The sequence below is a fragment of the Bacillus sp. Marseille-Q1617 genome, from assembly GCF_903645295.1.
Taxonomy (GTDB): domain Bacteria; phylum Bacillota; class Bacilli; order Bacillales; family Bacillaceae_B; genus Rossellomorea.
This window is the reverse complement of the sequence record NZ_CAHJXM010000002.1, coordinates 151,974-169,453: the sequence shown is the minus strand read 5'-3', so window position 1 is coordinate 169,453 and position 17,480 is coordinate 151,974. Positions and strand designations below refer to the sequence as shown.

Genomic DNA, 17,480 nt, shown 5'->3' with positions numbered 1-17,480 from the left:
TATCTCCCAATTTCTGTTGAAAGACACCCCTTATATTTCCACAAAGATTGTGCAGCAGTACCGTACCACGAAACCAGGTATAGACTATTTGACAGACTACGATGAGTGGCTGGCTGTACAGAATGGTGCCATACCTCCGGGTCCTGACTATGACCCTACCCCGCGTTATATCCGAAATGCACGGGATATGGCAGAGTTTGTTCATAATGATTTATCCATCGAAAGTGGCTTAGACGCATGTTTGATCATGCTTAGTTATGGCCCTGCCGCATTGGATAAGAATAATCCTTATCTCAACTCTGACACTCAAATCGGATTTTCCACCTTCGGAATTCCTCATATATTGGATTTCGTCACAAGAGCAGCGCGTTCCGGCTTAGAAGGAGCCTGGTATCAAAAGTGGCTTGTGCACCGTCGCCTCCGTCCAGAGGAATTCGGCGGACGTGTTCATAACACGTTAACTGGAAACGCTTGTTATCCTATCCATCCTCAGGTGCTGAACTCAAAAGCTGTAGCAAAAACATTTGAAAAATTCAACACCTACCTTTTACCTCAGTCTTATCCCGAGGGATGTCCTACACACCCCTCTTATCCAGCCAGTTTCAGCTTATAATCTTTGAGATTGGGCCGTTAATCTTTGAGTTTGGACCAATAATCTTTCACTTTGGACAATTAATCTTTCGATTCCAGCGATAATTCCGTCATTTTGAAAAAATAAGTAAAAATAAAAACCTACCCCCATGACGTTCCCCCAACATCCTTATCATTTCTATAAAATAAAAAAACAGCGGCCTGCAAGCCGCTATTCCCTATCCTTCAATTTCCTTAATATCGAGGTCAACGTATCATTAAACTGCTCAAGCTCATTGCCCTCCATGTCCAGACTCTCCAATAATCGGGTCGGGATACAGCTGGCTTTTTCTTTCAAACGGGCTCCGTTTTCCGTCAGGCTGATGATTACACTGCGTTCATCTTCTTTCGAACGCTCCCGGATCAATAGGCCATTGCCCTCCATTCTTTTCAGCATAGGGGTAAGTGTCCCGGAATCCAAGAATAACTTTTTCCCTAATTCTTTTACCGTGATGCTCTCCTTCTCCCAAAGGACAAGCAGGGCAAGATACTGGGGATAGGTTACCCCGATCTCTTCAAGGAGGCCCCGGTATAATCTTGTAATTTCCCTTTCCGCTGTGTAGATCTTAAAACAAATCTGATTCTCCAATAAAAGTACATCATCCATATCTGTTGTATCCTTCCCTGTACATACTGATTGTTGAAATAATCATACAAAATCCAATAATAATTATCAAATTAAATTGTACACAACTTAATTGTTGACAATTAATATAACGCACACTACTATTAAATTGTGCACAATTAAAAAAGAACTTTTAAGGAGTGTTCAAAAATGGATGCAATCTATACAGCAAAAGCGACGGCTGAAGGCGGCCGAGCAGGTAAAGTAAAGAGCAGCGATGGGGTATTGGACCTTGGATTGGCCATGCCAAAATCACTTGGAGGCACCGGTGCAGAAGGAGCGACAAATCCTGAACAGCTTTTCGCAGCCGGCTATGCCGCATGCTTTGACAGTGCGTTGAATCTGGTCGCAAGACAAGCAAAGCAAAAGATCGAATCCAAAGTGACGGCTGAAGTGTCGATCGGAAAAGATCCTGCCGACGGCGGCTTCAAGCTTGGTGTCATCCTGTCCGTTGCAGTAGGCGGTGTTGATCTTACTGAAGCGGAACAGCTTGTTGAAAAAGCACACGGTGTCTGCCCTTATTCTAAAGCTACAAGCGGGAACATCGAGGTAGACTATCGCACAACTTCTTTATCATAAAATTGAAAAAATTTTGATCAGCGGCTCAGAGGTGCATGACCTCTGAGCTTTATTAATGCTTTCTTAAAAGTTTGGTATTCATTGTGATGGGGATTAGTGTGGGTGTGAGTTTATCAAAGAAGATAGATGTTTGTGTACAACAATCATTCTGAGCATTCCCACTTCTTCCGATTAAATAATGTTAAAATATACCTATCACTCTACTAAACAATTTTCTTTTATCTGAAAGGAGAAGCAAAATGAGCGAAATCCAAGATCTAACAAAAAAACTCAACCAATTCATAGAAGAACGTAACTGGGGACCCTCCCAAACCCCAAAAGACCTCGCTATCTCCATTTCCATTGAAGCCGCCGAACTGCTAGAAGACTTCCAGTGGATCAGCAGCGAAGAAGCTCTAGAAAAGAACAAAGAAAACATCCGTGAAGAAATCGCGGATGTCCTGATCTACTCGTTAATGCTTTGCTCTAAACTTGATTTGGATGTGAAAGAGATTATCGAAGAGAAAATGGTGAAGAATGCGCGGAAGTATCCTGTTTCGACCGAAAGTTAAGGGAGTTGGATAGATTGTTTTATGTTATTAAGAAAAGGAATTTGGTAAAAATAGCTACGGTTTTTGCAGCAATATATGGTGGCATTTCTTTTATATACAGTTTGATTAAAAGCTCTGACATTAATACAAGTGCTATTATACTTACAGTTTGCACTCTATCCCTGTTGTCTTTCACAAACTCTTCATCAACACGGGACAAGGAAGATTAGTTTAGTCTTACTTCTAAGTCAAGAAAGGGAAAAAGGAATTCTTCCAGATCGACAAAAGGCAGTACTGTCAACAGCACTGCCCCCCTTATCAATCTCTATCCCTAGCCACCTGCGTATCCCGAATATTTTTCTGAATGGTAATAGCAGCAAACAGACTAAGAACGAATGCCATCCCATAAAACCCTTTTTCACTCAGGATGATACTGCCGGCATTATAAAGTCCGATCGCCATCAATGAAATGGCGACGATCACGGCAAACCAGCTGAGTCCGTAATAGATGCCGGAAACAGGGATATCCTCTTCCTTGTCCCTGACCGCTTTTTGAAGCGATACCGCTGCATACAATCCGAAGATGAGTACAGCGAAGTAATACCCCTTCTCATTCAGTTCCATCCCCGCATTGAACAGGCCGATCAGATAAGCGGAAACACCTATCACCAACGCTGCCCAGCTCGCCCCTTTAAAAGCGGAAGTTGGTTCCCCTTCTTTTCTTTCCACCTTGACCTTCGGTTTCTTATCATCATTCTTCATTAACGGGTTTTCATTCAATTCAGCCATTGACCGCTCCCCTTTACTGTCAATCAATAGACAGGAGTTACCCTGCCGCTCCTAAGAATCATTATAGCAATTTTTTACAAATTTTGTTTATTATATTTGAAAAATATTCAAGAAATTAGGGCTTGACCTCCAGCAAGCCCAGAGCTTCCATATTGGCGGAATGAACCATTTTTTCCTCTATTTTATGAACCGGTCCCCTTGCACTTTTCGTGCAATACCATTAAAGTATATACTGGTTGAAATCCGTCCTGACTGGGAATGGATAAACTAAGTCATCTTACTTTTTAATTTTGGGAACATGTTTCCCTTAAGGAAAGGGTTTAATATATTATGAAAAATAATTTTTGGCATGAGTTGCCTCGGCCGTTTTTTGTGTTGGCACCGATGGAAGCCGTGACCGATGTCGTGTTCCGCCACGTCGTGAGTGAAGCGGCGAGACCTGACGTGTTTTTTACAGAATTTACGAATACGGAAAGCTACTGTCACCCGAAAGGAAAAGACAGCGTGCGCGGGCGTCTGACGTTCACGGAAGATGAGCAGCCGATCGTCGCCCATATCTGGGGGGACAAGCCCGAATACTTCCGCGAAATGAGTATCGGAATGGCGGAAATGGGCTTCAAGGGAATCGATATCAATATGGGCTGCCCTGTACACAACGTCGCAGCGAACGGGAAAGGCTCCGGCTTGATCCGCCGTCCGGAAGTCGCTGCCGAACTTATCCAGGCAGCCAAAGCGGGAGGTCTTCCCGTCAGCGTGAAGACCCGCCTGGGTTATACGAAAGTCGAGGAATGGCATGACTGGCTGAAACACCTGTTGGAACAGGACATCGTCAATCTGTCCATCCACCTTCGTACAAGAAAAGAAATGAGTGAAGTCGATGCTCATTGGGAGCTGATTCCGGAGATCAAGAAACTCCGTGACGAGATTGCCCCAGACACCTTACTGACGATCAACGGAGACATCCCTGACCGCCAGAAGGGACTCGAACTTGCCGAGAAATACGGGATCGACGGCGTCATGATCGGAAGAGGAATCTTCCAAAATCCGTTCGCCTTCGAAAAAGAGAAGAAGGAGCATACGAGTGAGGAGCTGCTCGACCTTCTTCGTTTGCAGCTGGATCTTCATGATCAGTACAATGATGAACTTGAGCCCCGTCCGTTCAAACCGCTCCGCCGCTTCTTCAAGATCTACGTCCGCGGATTCCGCGGCGCAAGCGAGCTCAGAAATCGTCTGATGGAGACAGAAACCACAGATGAAGTACGCGCTTTGCTTGATGAGTATGCAAGTGCAGTGAAGGAAGATGAAGGCTTTTCTGTTTCTAAGTAATTTTTATATAAAAAAAGGGTCAGCCCCCAGTGAGCGTTAACTTACTGGGGGGCTGACCCTTTTTTCATATTCAGAACCTTCGAATTCCACCTGGAAGGATAGTTCTTTTCAACAAAGTTCGCTAGCCAAATGGTAACGGCAAACACAATCAGATAAACAAGAAAGGATAGATACACCTTCCAGCCGGTATAGGTGAAAACATGAAATAGCACGGATGTCCATTCTAGTGCTATCGCTGCCCCTCCCCAAAAAACAACAAAAAATAAAAATTTCAGCCCTTTAGGTTTGTAATGTTGATAAGAGTTCACTACAAAATAAGGAAGAGTCGGGTACGTGATAAAGTGCAGTACCACATCGAATAACTCATGGGTTTTATGATCGATCGTAAAGTAAAGCTCATATGGTTTCACCGTAAGTGTAATATCGGCCAGCAGCGCAAGAAAGACATTAAACGTCCAAATAATCGTGATCGTAACAGCCGACAGGCGTCTTGGAAGCATAAACATAAGCGCCCAGGTAATGATGGTGGAAATCATAATAAACAGTTCATTTTCATCAAATTCCTTAGGGAGAGGGAAAATCATATCGTATTCACCTCTTTGTTTCTAAACATACTTTTTTCCAGATAAAATGCGTAAACAGCCATTAATAAAATGATCAGAATGTATCGTACATAAGAATAAAACACATTCCAATTTACCCATTCCAAAAAGTTAATGTGTACGAAATAGACTTCAATTGAAACAAGTGCTGTTAAAAAGACGAATAGATGAATAAGTTTTTTTAAAATAGTTCTACTAGAGAACAAAATATAAATGATCCACAAAAGCAGTGCCGGCTTGAGTGACAACTCAGGAATTTTTTGTGCCCAAAAAATCAACTCATTTGATGGATCTTGCTTTGTTAATTTTAAATTTAAATTAATAATCACACCGGTATTTGTAAGCAGGATATTGGATAAAAAATAAGAACCCAAGACGTTAATGACGTTCATTTTTTTCATCAAGATGTACAAGGAAATAAAGGATACGATTGCTAAAATCAGAAAAACCCATACCGTTTTCATAGTAGTCACCATCTTTATTTATATGCAATTATCTTTTACATAAAAGGGCGTAAATACACGGTATCAAAAGAAATAATCAAATCTCATTTCCTGAAGATATGTTTCGCCGACTATCACCTAAATAAAGAGGCTGGGACAAAACTATAAAACGACTGCCTTAAGACGAACATTTAGAGTAGTCTCTTAATACCGCTAATGATTTCCGTGCAAGACTTCGCTTTCCGCGGGTAGCCCGTGAGCCTCCTCGGTCGTACCTCCCTGTGGGGCCTCACATTAGCTACTCTTCCCGCAGGAGTCTTCGTCTTGCACTCCAATCAACCGCTGGAATGAGTGCCCATAAATATACATTTAAACTAAAAACCCGAACTAATTTGCCAGCTAGCAATTTAGTTCGGGTTTTATATGCTAAAACACTTTTGTCCCAGCCTCTATATATTTATATGAATCTGTCTATATTTTTTTGTATATGTATTTTTGGGTTAAATATTGGAAAAGATGATAGTGTACTATTCTTTAAGAAACTTTTTGGGGAGTAAATGGTGGAATTATTACACATTCTATTAAGCTAGTTATAGGGTTATTTTGACTATTTCTCCAAACTCATGCAAAAAAAGGTAAGAAAGGAGTGGGAAATGTTGGAGCATTTGAAAGATTTACTCTTGATCCTTGGGAGAATCATTACCATTTTACCCTTACTATTAATTATCACCCTATTTATGGGAAAGCGTGCAATTGGGGAACTGCCTATATTTGATTTTTTGGTTATCTTAACATTAGGCGCTGTGGTTGGAGCGGATATCGCAGACCCTAATATTAAACATCTTCCGACTGCAGTAGCGATCATTGGGATTGGAATTCTCCAGAAGGTGGTCGCAAAATGGAAAATTTCCAATCGAAAAATAGGGAGATACCTTACATTTGAACCAACTGTGGTCATTCAGAATGGAAAATTCCTTGATAAAAACCTAAAAAAAATTCGTTATTCGATTGATAATATACTTCAAATGCTTAGGGAAAAAGGTATTTTTGATATTAGTGAAGTTGAAACAGCCATTATCGAACCTAACGGGGCTTTAAGCGTGTTAAAAAAGCCACAAAAAAATTCAGTGACGTTAGAAGATATGAACATGACAAAAACAACATCTTCAATTTCCTTTCCTGTTATCGTAGAAGGCACCATTTACACCAATGTCCTAAGGGATTTTAATCTAAATGAAGCTTGGATAGAACAACAATTATCTCATAAAGGAAATATCGATATAAACAATGTGTTTTTTGCTTCAGTCAATCGAAATCTCGAGTTGCATGTTTCTTTAAAAGATGAAAAAAATATAACTATTCCACCAATAAGACACTAACTTGATCGTTATGGGAATACAATTCAAAACAAACTGATTGCAACGTTCATAAATAGATAAAAGATGCCATACCCTAAAAAGGTTTCAACCTTGTGGTATGGCTATTCCTATTAATTAGAAATAATTACTTTTGGAAATTCGTCCACACTCCAACTCTTCTATCAACATATATTACTACTAGAATCATCATATATAAGTTTAAAAAAAGGAGGAAAGAATGATATGTCCAAAACAATCGGAATCCTCGGAGGAATGGGTCCAGCAGCAACGTTGGACTTATTTCATAAAATTATAGTAAATACTCCAGTACAAACAGAACAAGAACATCATCGCATCATCATCTACAATAACCCTAAAATCCCTCCTCGAACGCAGCAATCGGATCCATTACCCGGGCTCATCAAATCTGCGATATCGTTGGAAAAGGCGGGGGCAGATTTCCTTATTATGCCCTGTAACGCAGCCAATATTTGGCTTGAACAAATAAAAGCGGCCATTCAAATCCCATTCCACAGCATCATTGATACCACTGTGGAATCAATACTTTCAGAAGAAGACCCTGCCCATAAAAAAATCCTCTTACTTGCTACTGAAACCACCATAAATCATGGATTATATCAAAAAGCATTTCATAACAGCCCTAGTGAAATACTCACTCCTCTCAAAGAAGAACAAACGATCATTGATAACGCCATTAACGATGTAAAATTGGGAAGGATTTCTTCTAATCAATATATAAAAGACCTTAACTGAGTCTTAAATGAGTATAAAGAAAACGGAATTTCAATGATTATAGGCGGCTGCACTGAAATACCCTTATTGTTTCATTTATTCAAAGCTGACATGAAGATGGTTGATCCAACTCTTCTACTGGCGAAACTGGCTGTTCAAAAAGCAACATAGGTATAAGGCTTTTTATAAAAATAAAGGGAGCTGCATATACGATGAAAGAACCCTATTTCTGTTCAGTACATCTTGATAAGGAGCTTGATCCACTTTATATTTACTTGAATGAAGAAACATTAAAACAATTAAATATTGAGTCAAACTCCATCATACTGAATTTCGGTCATTTCAAAAAAGAACTTATGATCGGAATCGTTCATAATCTGCAACTTAATCAAATGAAACTTTCCTCCTGCTTGAACGAAAACCTCTCCATCCCCGATCTCCCATATGATTCCTACTTTATTGAGAATCAATTATTCTTAGGGCCGGTTATCGGTTTTCTGGAAACACCTTGGTTCAATCCCAAGCAAGAGACCGCCAAGTTGCGTTTTTCAAATTATGATACAATTAAGGGGTTAATCTACATTTTTAATAGTAAGACGATTGATCAATCCACTAAAACGATTTCCGGCTATTATTACGAACCAACTGCAAATCGCCTCATTAAAGGCACCTTTCCTTACCCCTGTGCCATCTACAATCGTTCTCCTATGAACCCAAACCTTTATAAACACTTTAAAGAGCATATTGGTGAGAAGATATTCAACTACCCATATCGCAATGACAATAAATATTCTTTTTGGATCAACATGTCCAAAATCCCTTATATACGAGAGCATTTACCTTTTACAAGAAGGTATAAAGGAGTAGAAAGTTTGCTTCACATGCTCACAAAATATGAATCCGTCTTTTTAAAACCTACTTCATTAAGCAGAGGCAGGGGAATTTTCCATATAAAAAAAGCGGATGAAGGATATATATTATCCAGCATCACCGGAGATAAGGTTCTTATCGAATCAATAGAGACGTTGGACGAGAGATTACAATCAAGCATAATGAAAAAGAGCAGATATATTATTCAACGGGAAATCCCTTTTACCCACTCCGGGAAAAAAATCGACTTCCGGCTGTACCTTCAAAAAGATGAAACAAAGAACTGGAAGTATTCAGGCATGGAAACAAAAGTAGCAATGGTCGGAAGTGTCATCTCAAACTCAAGCAACAGAGAGAAAGTACTGCCAGGAGAAGCAGCGCTTAAGGAAATATATCATCTGAGTGAAGATCAAATGAAACAAAAAATAGTTGAGATCACCCAGTTATGTATGAGCATCTTAAGCGTGATGGAGAGTGATGAAGAAACACACCTCGGGGATGTTGCTTTCGATTTCATATTGGATAGTGAGTGCAAGGTGTGGGTGTTAGAAATGCAGCCGAATTATGCTGCAGAGAGGAAAGCAAAGAGAACCATGGATGAGCGTCGGGTCCTGCCTTATATACTGCCTACCCCTTTTGAATATGCTAAGGTGCTGGCTGGGTTTTAAGTACAAGTAAGTTGAAAGAGATTGTCACTAGTAGTAAGAGACAGTCTCTTTAACTCATTGTATAGATAAAACTTCATTTTCTATATGGTGAGATTCACCTTTTTTATTTGAAGATAAAATTTATTTATTCTTAATCGCTTCGGCAAGCTCATATAAAGCATGCTGATTTTTAATCCTATAATTCCTGCCTTCTTTTCGTAAATACCCCTTTTCACAAAACTGTGTCAGTACATGCAGCAGATGTCGGTAAGAGACGCCTAAAAAATCACAAACAATGACGTGCTTTTCCAGGTAAACCCCTTTATCGGACGTCTGTAAAATAAAGTCTGCAAGCCTGTTCTCAAGCGGAAAAGCAAGGCTCTGTGAATACTTGGCCGCCATTAACGTTGCCTTCAGACTCAAGAATGTTGTTAATTCACGAAGGAATTTCGTATCTTCAAGCAGTTTGGTGCGGTACTTGGAAAAAGGCAAAGCAAAACAGACGGTTTCTGTGGATGCCTGAATTCCTTTTGTATAGTACACATCGTTCAATAATTCCATTTCACCAATATAATCATGCGCATTGATAAAGTTGATAAGTGACACTTTACCATTTTGATGCGTGACATATATTTTTGCTTTTCCTTCTGTCACATAAAATAAGTAATCGGGTCTATTCCCTTCTTGTATGATCCATTCATCCCGCTTATATTCCCTCATTTCAAGATATTCTTCAATCTGAAAAGAAAATCGATGAGCGATTGAGTGATTTTCTAGATAAATCCGCTTTTTCTCACCTTTATAAATTTCCATCATCCACCTCGAAAATATGAGATATCTCATATTAATCTTCCTTGATCCCATGATATCATGCGTTTGACAAGGAGGATACACAATGAATACACAACGTTGGATGAGCACTCATTTTTTTAGTTTCTTTCTGACATGGGGAATCTTTCTCCCTTATTGGTCAGGATGGATGATACAAACAAAAGGCATCACGGTTTCAGAAGCGAGTTTAATCATGAGCATAGGCTTAGTGGCAAGGGGTCTTTCAACACTGTTTGCCTTTCCTTATTTACTGGAAAGGGTCAGTAATAAGGTACTCTTGAACATAGCCGGAATGGGTACACTGGCCGCGCTTCTCAGTTATATCCCGGCTGACTCGTTTACCGCCTTACTAATCGTAACCGTTGTACTGCACATCTTTTACCCGACTTTGATGCCTGCTTTAGATAGTGTTGCCGGTGTTCTAGTGCAAAGCAAGCAATTGAAGCACTATGGGAAAAGCCGCCAGTGGGGATCCATCGGATTTGTCTCAGTGGGGATCCTGTTAACGGTCTTTACAGGAATGTTTGGGGATGACATGATTTTTTGGGCACTGCTGCTTGGAATCAGCTGCTTTGTCGCTCTCAGCTTAACGAACGGCCCGGAGATTTTGTCGAAGAAACCGCAAGTAAATCAGGCCGTGAAGGTCAATATCCTTGATTTATTCAAGACAAAACATTTCCTGGTCGTCCTGATTATTGTGGTACTTCTTCAAGCAGCCCACGCTGCCTATTACAACTATGGCTACATCTTTCTACAGGAGATACACGCACCGATCTATCTCATCGGTGTCATCATTAACATTGCCGTTATTGCAGAAATTATCTTTTTTTCGATGGCTGATAAACGCTTTAACCGCTTTTCACCAGGAACCTTATTGGCACTGGCTGCAGCCGGATCTTCGCTGCGGTGGATATTGGTGTTTACGTTTCCAAACGTTGTGGTGTTTTGCATTGCTCAGACCCTGCATGCATTTTCGTTTGCGATGGGGCACTATGCATTTATGAAATACTTAACGACAAACATTCCGCATACACAAATCCCAAAGGCTCAGGGCATGTATTCAGCCTTTGCACTCAGCTGGAGCACGGCGGTGTTTACAATATTCGGCGGGTTCTTATATGAAATCGAGCCAAGATACGCCTTCATCGGAATGCTTGCCTGCAGCCTGCCGGCGATGTTCATTGCGCTTGGGTATCGAAAGCTGGAAGTGGAAAAGGATGTGCTGGTGTCTGCTGAAGCGCGTTAATAATTAGAAAAGAAGAAGTTTATCTCAATTTGGATAAACTTCTTCTTTTTGGTAGAGACTTGCTGAGCTGACACAGCAAATTCACCCATATCTATATTCTTTATTTCCCGACGACCTCATCCATCACGCGGTTGGTTCTCGCACCCGATTCTCCGGTACTCGGACACCAACTGCCGACCTCTGTTAACTCTTTGACAATCGTCGTTACAAGCGGCTGTTGGACATGCTCTGGGCGTTCGAAGCTCCATTGCTGCTGTCCTTCACAGGTCGTCAAGATGACCGGATCATTCCCAAAGGTAGAAAAGCTGATTTTTCCTTTACTTCCGACAATCTCATTCCTATCCACGTTTTCAAACGCAGTGAAACACCATTTTCCAACCCCATGGACTCCAGATTGAAATAGATATGTACCCGTCACCATATCCTCCGCCTCATAATAGCCGGCTTGATTCGAAGAGAAGCCTTTTGCTTCCTGGATCGGTCCGAGCAGGAAGTCGAGAATATCGAGGGTATGGCTCGCCAGGTCAAAGAACAAGCCGCCACCGGCTAGTTCAGGCTGCACGCGCCATGGAAGATTATCAGGATCCTTCACGTCGTCCCCCGCTTTTTGATACTGAGTCGTAGAGACATAACGAACGTCCCCAATTGCCTTTTGATCCAGCAGTTCTTTTATTTTCAAAAAGCGCTCCTGCGCACGTCTGTAGTAAGCCACATATAAAGGAACACCGGCTTCTTTGCAGGCAGCCACCATTTCACTGCATTCCTTAAAGTTGCGGGCCATCGGCTTCTCCACATAGACAGGTTTCCCCGCTGCGGCTGCCTTCAGCGTATATTCCTTATGCGAACCAGGCGGTGTAGCGATATAAACTGCATCCACCTCAGGGTCGTTAATCAATGCATCCGCGTCATCGTACCACTTAGGGACCTGATGTCTTTCCGCATAATCCCTGGCCAGCTCACCCGTTCTTCTCATGACCGCCACAAGTTCCGAGTATTCAACCTTTTGAAAAGCAGGACCGCTTTTCTTTTCGGTTACATCTCCGCAGCCGATGATTCCCCACCGGACTTTATCAAATTTCATGGTTACGTTCCCCCTATTGGTTTCGTTCGTAACCATCATACCTGATTTTTCTGAATAATGACTACGATTACGATTGATGCATCAACCCTTGATGTTTTTCCTTCTTACTCCTTATCCCGTATAAAATAAATAAAAGAATGAACCATAAAGGCGTCAGCAATAAGGCTGGACGCGTGGCCTCAGAAACCAGCATGATCACCAGGATCACGGCGAACATCGTCAGCACAGTGTAATTGATAAATGGCGTGAGTGGTGCTTTGAATGTTGATTTCACGTGCAAATCCCCACGTGTTTTCTTATATTTTATATGGCAGATGAGAATGACGCCCCACACCCAGATGAAGCAGATCGCACTGATCGTTGTCACGATCCCGAAGGCCTGCTCCGGCAGCATTTTGCTTAGAAGGGTTCCCGCAGAAACGACCAGTGTGGAGATGAATAACCCATTACTTGGCACATGGTTTTTATTCAGTTTTGCAAATAGAGACGGCCCCTGGTTGGTCTTGCTCAAGTTATATAGAATTCGGCTTGTGGAGAACATGCCGCTGTTGCAGGCAGAAGCCGCTGATGTCAGCACCACAAAATTGATGATGCCGGCCGCCAGGGGAATCCCGATTAAGCTGAATGTTTTCACAAACGGACTTTCCGCGGCATTGAGGCCCGTCCATGGGTTGATGCATAAGAGCACAATCAGCGCGCCGACGTAGAAAAATAGAATCCGTAAAGGAATCTTATTGATGGCCGATGGAATATTCTTTTTCGGATCAGAGGTTTCCGCTGCCGATACGGCCACTAATTCCACACCGACATAGGCAAAGATGACCATCTGGAATGACAGCAGGAATCCTGACACTCCATTTGGAAATAGTCCTCCATGTTCCCACAGATTGGTCATCGTAACAGCACCTGCATCCGTTTTGAATCCAATCACCAGCAGCACAACGCCGACACCAATCAACGCAAGAATCGTGATGACCTTGATCAGAGCGAACCAAAACTCCATTTCCCCGAATAGCTTTACAGTCAGCAGGTTGAACCCTAATAAAATGATCACACAGATGAGTGCCGGTATCCACTGCGGGATATCGAACCAATAATTCACGTACACACCAACAGCGATCACATCAGCCATGGCCGTCATGATCCAGCAGAACCAATAGGTCCATCCCGTTACAAATGCAGCAGAAACTCCAAGATACTCTTCCGCAATATCCGGCAGCGATTGATAACCCGCTTTTGACAACAGCAGTTCCCCCAGCGCCCTCATCACAAAAAACAGGGCAATTCCAACGATTAAATAAGCAAAGATGATCGAGGGACCCGCAAGCTGTATCGCTTTCCCGGAACCTAAAAATAACCCCGTCCCGATCGTTCCGCCAATCGCAATCAGCTGAACATGGCGATTGGATAAATCCCTCTTCAATTCTCGTTGTTCCAATCTTAACTCCTCCTTACAAACATTCAGAAAGCAATATTTAGAGCATAAAAAAAGAGACTGGATGCGCTCCAATCTCATGGTCATAAGAATAACAAATACGATTCTGCGTGCCAGCAGTAATCAATGCCGGCACGCCAAAATAAATATCCGATACTCTTCTGTCCTTTTGCCTGAGATTATGAACCCTTCGGCGCCGCGAAAACACTCGCGGTCTCTCCAGAAGCTGCTCCTGCTATAGTATGATCCATAGCAATCATAGCTTTCTACGTAATTAAATTGTTTGGTTACTCGTTTTGCTTCGAATAGTTGATTATTTTAGTAGGAGTTGGGTTGTTTGTCAATAGGAAAGACATCTATCTCTTGTAAATGAATTTTAACAACCAATTTTTTTATTTATGGTACGGTTCACCCCGATTAATGCGAAACGCCCGATAAATCTGCTCCACTAAAATCAACCGCATCAACTGATGAGGAAACGTCATTTTAGAAAAAGATAATGTATCATTAGCCCGCTTCATTACCTCATCACTTAACCCGAGTGATCCGCCGATGACGAAGGCGACTTTGCTTTTTCCGTAGGTGGCCAGCTTATCGAGATTATCCGCCAGCTCCTCGGATGATTTCATTTTGCCTTGAATGGCGAGTGCGATGACATGGTGATCTGGTGAAATCTTGGAGAGGATGCGTTCGCCTTCTTTATTCTTGACTTGTTCCATTTCTAAATCGCTCAACACTTCCGGTGCTTTTTCATCCGCCAATTCAATGATATCCAGCTTGGCATAGGCGCCGAGCCGCTTTACATATTCGCTGATTCCTTGCTTCAAATACTTTTCTTTCAGCTTTCCAACCGTTACAATCGTGATATTCACACTTCATCCTCACTTTACAAACAATTTACAAACACATTATCCACAGAACTTATCCACATATCCACACCATCCATCCACATACTGTATGGGAATATTAGTTCGCCACAATATATATTGCGTTATTCCCACAATATTCACATGTTGTGGATAACTGTTCTTCTTTGGACAATTCTTTTAAGTCCGGCGCTACTTCATGCTCGTCTACAATGATGTCCATAGCAAGCTCCACGTGGTCTAAACAGCAGTATATCACAGCTGATTCCTCCTTGTTTTTAATAAAATATCATGTCTATTATTTATCCACAGGTTATCATATCACGTATAGAAAAAGCAGGAAAGGTGCAATTCCCCTCCTGCTTTTCACTTATCCACAACGATGGATTATAAACGTGATTCATCCGTCAATTTCATCGTCAGTTCTTTCTTTTCTCCATTGCGGTAGTACGTGACCTTCATTTGGTCATTGACGTCCTTATTGTTGTACAGATGTTTTCGAAGGTCAATCAGGTTCTCTACCTTCTCACCATCAAGCTCCACGATGACATCCATTTCTTGCAGACCCGCTTGCGCTGCAGGAGAATTCGGAACTACCTGTCTGATCATGACACCATAATTGACTTCTTTCGGAAGTTTTAACGTTTCCTGCTGGTGATAAGCGGAAATGCGGTTCACATCTTCAAGCATGACACCCATGGCTGGCCGTTTCACTTCACCATACTGTTCAAGATCATCGATGATCGGCTTTGCATAGTTGATAGGAATCGCAAGTCCGATGCCCTCTACCGCTTCCTGGGCGATTTTCATAGAGTTGATCCCGATTAACTGACCGGAAATATTGATCAACGCGCCGCCGCTGTTACCAGGATTGATGGCTGCATCTGTTTGCAGGACTTCGGCATTCCAATCTTCCATCCCGTCCTGATTGATGTCGACAGGGATTGTCCTTTCGACTCCGGACACGACACCCTGTGTGACTGAACCCGAGAACTGCAGACCTAGTGGATTCCCGATTGCAATGACCGGTTCCCCGGCTTTCAGTTCATCTGAGTTACCGATTTCGGCAATATTATCCTTATCTATGCTGCTTCCATCCATTTCAAGGACGGCAAGGTCTGTCCATACATCCGCCCCGCGGAGGGTTGCCGGCACCTTTGTTCCGTCAGCCAACGTCACCTCCAGCTGGTCGGCACCTTCAATGACATGGTTATTGGTGACGATATAAGCTTTATTTCCCTCTTTTTTATAAATGACACCCGAGCCTGTCCCTGCCTGCTGGTCCTGGGATTCGCTTTGACCCCAGAAACTTTGGGAACGGATATTTGAAATCCCGACGACCGAATCACTCGATTTCTCCACGGCTTTCGTGATATCAGTCGTTACATCAACCGACACGTTCTTTGTCGTCCCGTTATGATATTCATCGTCAGTCTCTTTTAAATCCTGATCAGGCTGGATTGAATAAGGTAAAACATTGAGGTTATGTAACTGGGGAATCGCGATAATAATCAAAATAGCTCCTAGAACCGCACCAAGCAGCCCGGCAAGGAACATACCGCCCCGGTTGCCTTTTTGTTTGGTTCTGCCTTCTCTATTATAATCCTGGTCATCATAATATCCCATCTACCATCATCCTTTCATCAGATATACCTTTTGTTATTTTATCTTTACAAGCCTGATTATAGTCAGGTTAAATTAAAAAATGATTAAAAACAGTTAATGAATTGGGGGCGCTTGATCTCATATCCTTTAAGAATTGTTTATCTAAAGGGTTTCAAGCAATAAACCGGACCGTTCCTTTCCGCTGCAGGCACTTGCTTTCCGCGGGGAGGAAGTCGAGCCTCCTCGGCGTTCCGCCTGTGGGGTCTCGACTTTTCCTCTATTTCCCGTCGGAGTCAAGTGCCTTCCGCTCCAATCCACTCTGTGTTCTTAATGGATCAATAATCTGCAAAAAGCAATCGAATAAACCAGTCATCCTCTTTTTTATCACAAAATAAAAAGGCAAAAGCCATTAGCAGCCTTCACCTTTTTATGTTCCTCTAAAATTACCCATTTAAACACATAAATGGGTCAGATGGCTACTAATGGGGTTGGGACTTTAGGATCGGTGTCGAACAAGTCGATTTGTTCGCCGACGCCTACTCCTCTTGACTCCAGTGTCTGTGTCACACTCATTCTTGCCAGGTCTTTCATGTTGTTATCAAGACTCAAGTGGGCAAGATAAATGCCTTTTGTCCTGTCACCGATAACTTCACTCATGGCAACGGCTGCATCTTCATTTGAAACGTGTCCGACATCACTCAGGATACGCCGCTTGATGTTCCATGGGTAACGGCACATCCGGAGCATGCCGACATCGTGATTGCTTTCAAACACGTAAGCATCGGCATTCGAAATGATGCCCTTCATCCGGTCGCTCACATAGCCTGTATCAGTAACGAGGACCAGCTTCTTTTCCCCTTGGTGGAACACATAGAACATCGGCTCAGCGGCATCGTGTGAAACACCGAATGACTCGATACTCAGGCCCCCAAAATGCTTGGCCGTTTCCATGTCGAACGTGAACTTCTGATCTGTCTCTATTTTCCCCACGAGACCGTCCATCGCATTCCACGTCTTCTCATTCGCATAGACCGGGAGCTTGTACTTTCTTGCGAGAACGCCAAGCCCCTTTATATGGTCGCTGTGCTCATGTGTGACTAGGATGCCGGACAGATCCTCGATTTTACGGTCGATTTGACTGAACAACCCTTCCATCGCCTTGCCGCTAAGGCCTGCATCGACAAGAAAGGAATGCTCTTCCGATTCAACAAATATCGCATTCCCTGTACTGCCGCTCGCGAGTACACTAAAATGCATGGTCATA

At 42.4% G+C, this 17,480-nt stretch carries 19 protein-coding genes and 1 riboswitch; of the genes, 8 read left to right on the top strand and 11 right to left on the bottom strand.

Annotated elements, in window-relative coordinates:
* The first annotated feature begins 88 nt into the window (after window positions 1-88).
* Window positions 89-613, top strand: coding sequence for a hypothetical protein (locus HWX64_RS12375; RefSeq protein WP_175989871.1), 525 nt, complete (start codon window positions 89-91; stop codon window positions 611-613).
* Window positions 614-802: 189 nt separating this feature from the next.
* On the opposite strand, the gene HWX64_RS12370 is transcribed toward HWX64_RS12375, so the two are convergent.
* The gene (locus HWX64_RS12370; protein ID WP_175989870.1) at window positions 803-1,237 is read right to left on the bottom strand and encodes a MarR family winged helix-turn-helix transcriptional regulator; all 435 of its coding nucleotides are present in this window, start codon (window positions 1,235-1,237) and stop codon (window positions 803-805) included.
* Window positions 1,238-1,405: 168 nt separating this feature from the next.
* Here HWX64_RS12370 and HWX64_RS12365 point away from each other — a divergent pair, with 168 nt between their 5' ends.
* Together HWX64_RS12365 and HWX64_RS12360 are read left to right on the top strand one after the other, a co-directional pair.
* A complete protein-coding gene (locus tag HWX64_RS12365) occupies window positions 1,406-1,834 on the top strand; it encodes an organic hydroperoxide resistance protein (RefSeq protein WP_175989869.1) in 429 nt (142 codons plus the stop codon).
* A gap of 239 nt (window positions 1,835-2,073) precedes the next feature.
* Window positions 2,074-2,385, top strand: a complete 312-nt coding sequence (locus HWX64_RS12360; RefSeq protein ID WP_175989868.1) for a nucleotide pyrophosphohydrolase — start codon at window positions 2,074-2,076, stop codon at window positions 2,383-2,385.
* 297 nt (window positions 2,386-2,682) lie between these two features.
* Here HWX64_RS12360 and yiaA read toward each other — a convergent pair whose 3' ends face one another.
* Window positions 2,683-3,153, bottom strand: coding sequence for an inner membrane protein YiaA (yiaA, locus tag HWX64_RS12355; protein WP_175989867.1), 471 nt, complete (start codon window positions 3,151-3,153; stop codon window positions 2,683-2,685).
* Between the two features lie 330 nt (window positions 3,154-3,483).
* On the opposite strand from yiaA, the gene HWX64_RS12350 reads away from it, so the two are divergent.
* A complete protein-coding gene (locus HWX64_RS12350; protein ID WP_175989866.1) occupies window positions 3,484-4,479 on the top strand; it encodes a tRNA-dihydrouridine synthase in 996 nt (331 codons plus the stop codon).
* Window positions 4,480-4,520: 41 nt separating this feature from the next.
* On the opposite strand, the gene HWX64_RS12345 is transcribed toward HWX64_RS12350, so the two are convergent.
* Entirely contained in the window at window positions 4,521-5,063 is a 543-nt protein-coding gene (locus HWX64_RS12345) for a hypothetical protein (RefSeq protein ID WP_254871139.1), read from the bottom strand.
* The gene (locus HWX64_RS12340; protein ID WP_175989865.1) at window positions 5,060-5,545 is read right to left on the bottom strand and encodes a hypothetical protein; all 486 of its coding nucleotides are present in this window, start codon (window positions 5,543-5,545) and stop codon (window positions 5,060-5,062) included. The genes HWX64_RS12345 and HWX64_RS12340 overlap by 4 nt, the downstream gene beginning before the upstream one ends.
* A 632-nt stretch (window positions 5,546-6,177) precedes the next feature.
* Here HWX64_RS12340 and HWX64_RS12335 point away from each other — a divergent pair.
* From HWX64_RS12335 to HWX64_RS12325, 3 genes are all read left to right on the top strand, one after another.
* Window positions 6,178-6,903 (top strand): DUF421 domain-containing protein, encoded by a 726-nt coding sequence (locus tag HWX64_RS12335; protein ID WP_175989864.1) that lies wholly within the window; start codon window positions 6,178-6,180, stop codon window positions 6,901-6,903.
* A 222-nt stretch (window positions 6,904-7,125) separates the two neighbouring features.
* Entirely contained in the window at window positions 7,126-7,656 is a 531-nt protein-coding gene (locus tag HWX64_RS12330; RefSeq protein WP_254871138.1) for an aspartate/glutamate racemase family protein, read from the top strand.
* A gap of 191 nt (window positions 7,657-7,847) precedes the next feature.
* Window positions 7,848-9,173 carry a YheC/YheD family protein gene (locus HWX64_RS12325; protein WP_175989863.1) on the top strand — a complete coding sequence of 442 codons (1,326 nt, stop codon included), beginning with the start codon at window positions 7,848-7,850 and terminating at the stop codon, window positions 9,171-9,173.
* Window positions 9,174-9,293: 120 nt separating this feature from the next.
* Here HWX64_RS12325 and yeiL read toward each other — a convergent pair whose 3' ends face one another.
* Window positions 9,294-9,965: a transcriptional regulator YeiL gene (gene yeiL / locus HWX64_RS12320; protein WP_175990713.1), complete on the bottom strand. Its 672-nt coding sequence runs from the start codon at window positions 9,963-9,965 to the stop codon at window positions 9,294-9,296.
* Window positions 9,966-10,047: 82 nt separating this feature from the next.
* Here yeiL and HWX64_RS12315 point away from each other — a divergent pair, with 82 nt between their 5' ends.
* Window positions 10,048-11,229: an MFS transporter gene (locus HWX64_RS12315; RefSeq protein ID WP_175989862.1), complete on the top strand. Its 1,182-nt coding sequence runs from the start codon at window positions 10,048-10,050 to the stop codon at window positions 11,227-11,229.
* A 100-nt stretch (window positions 11,230-11,329) separates the two neighbouring features.
* Here the strand turns inward: HWX64_RS12315 and HWX64_RS12310 are convergent, their stop codons facing one another.
* From HWX64_RS12310 to HWX64_RS12285, 6 genes are all read right to left on the bottom strand, one after another.
* Window positions 11,330-12,310 carry a Gfo/Idh/MocA family protein gene (locus HWX64_RS12310; protein ID WP_175989861.1) on the bottom strand — a complete coding sequence of 327 codons (981 nt, stop codon included), beginning with the start codon at window positions 12,308-12,310 and terminating at the stop codon, window positions 11,330-11,332.
* A gap of 67 nt (window positions 12,311-12,377) precedes the next feature.
* Window positions 12,378-13,748 (bottom strand): amino acid permease, encoded by a 1,371-nt coding sequence (locus tag HWX64_RS12305; protein ID WP_175989860.1) that lies wholly within the window; start codon window positions 13,746-13,748, stop codon window positions 12,378-12,380.
* Between the two features lie 148 nt (window positions 13,749-13,896).
* Window positions 13,897-13,978, bottom strand: a riboswitch (glycine riboswitch).
* A 159-nt stretch (window positions 13,979-14,137) separates the two neighbouring features.
* Entirely contained in the window at window positions 14,138-14,617 is a 480-nt protein-coding gene (gene rlmH / locus HWX64_RS12300) for a 23S rRNA (pseudouridine(1915)-N(3))-methyltransferase RlmH (protein ID WP_175989859.1), read from the bottom strand.
* Between the two features lie 94 nt (window positions 14,618-14,711).
* Complete coding sequence (locus tag HWX64_RS12295) at window positions 14,712-14,870, bottom strand: CxxH/CxxC protein (RefSeq protein WP_175989858.1); 159 nt, start codon at window positions 14,868-14,870, stop codon at window positions 14,712-14,714.
* A 128-nt stretch (window positions 14,871-14,998) separates the two neighbouring features.
* Window positions 14,999-16,237, bottom strand: coding sequence for a S1C family serine protease (locus tag HWX64_RS12290; protein WP_175989857.1), 1,239 nt, complete (start codon window positions 16,235-16,237; stop codon window positions 14,999-15,001).
* A 447-nt stretch (window positions 16,238-16,684) separates the two neighbouring features.
* The gene (locus HWX64_RS12285) at window positions 16,685-17,479 is read right to left on the bottom strand and encodes an MBL fold metallo-hydrolase (protein WP_175989856.1); all 795 of its coding nucleotides are present in this window, start codon (window positions 17,477-17,479) and stop codon (window positions 16,685-16,687) included.
* Between the last annotated feature and the right edge of the window lies 1 nt (window position 17,480).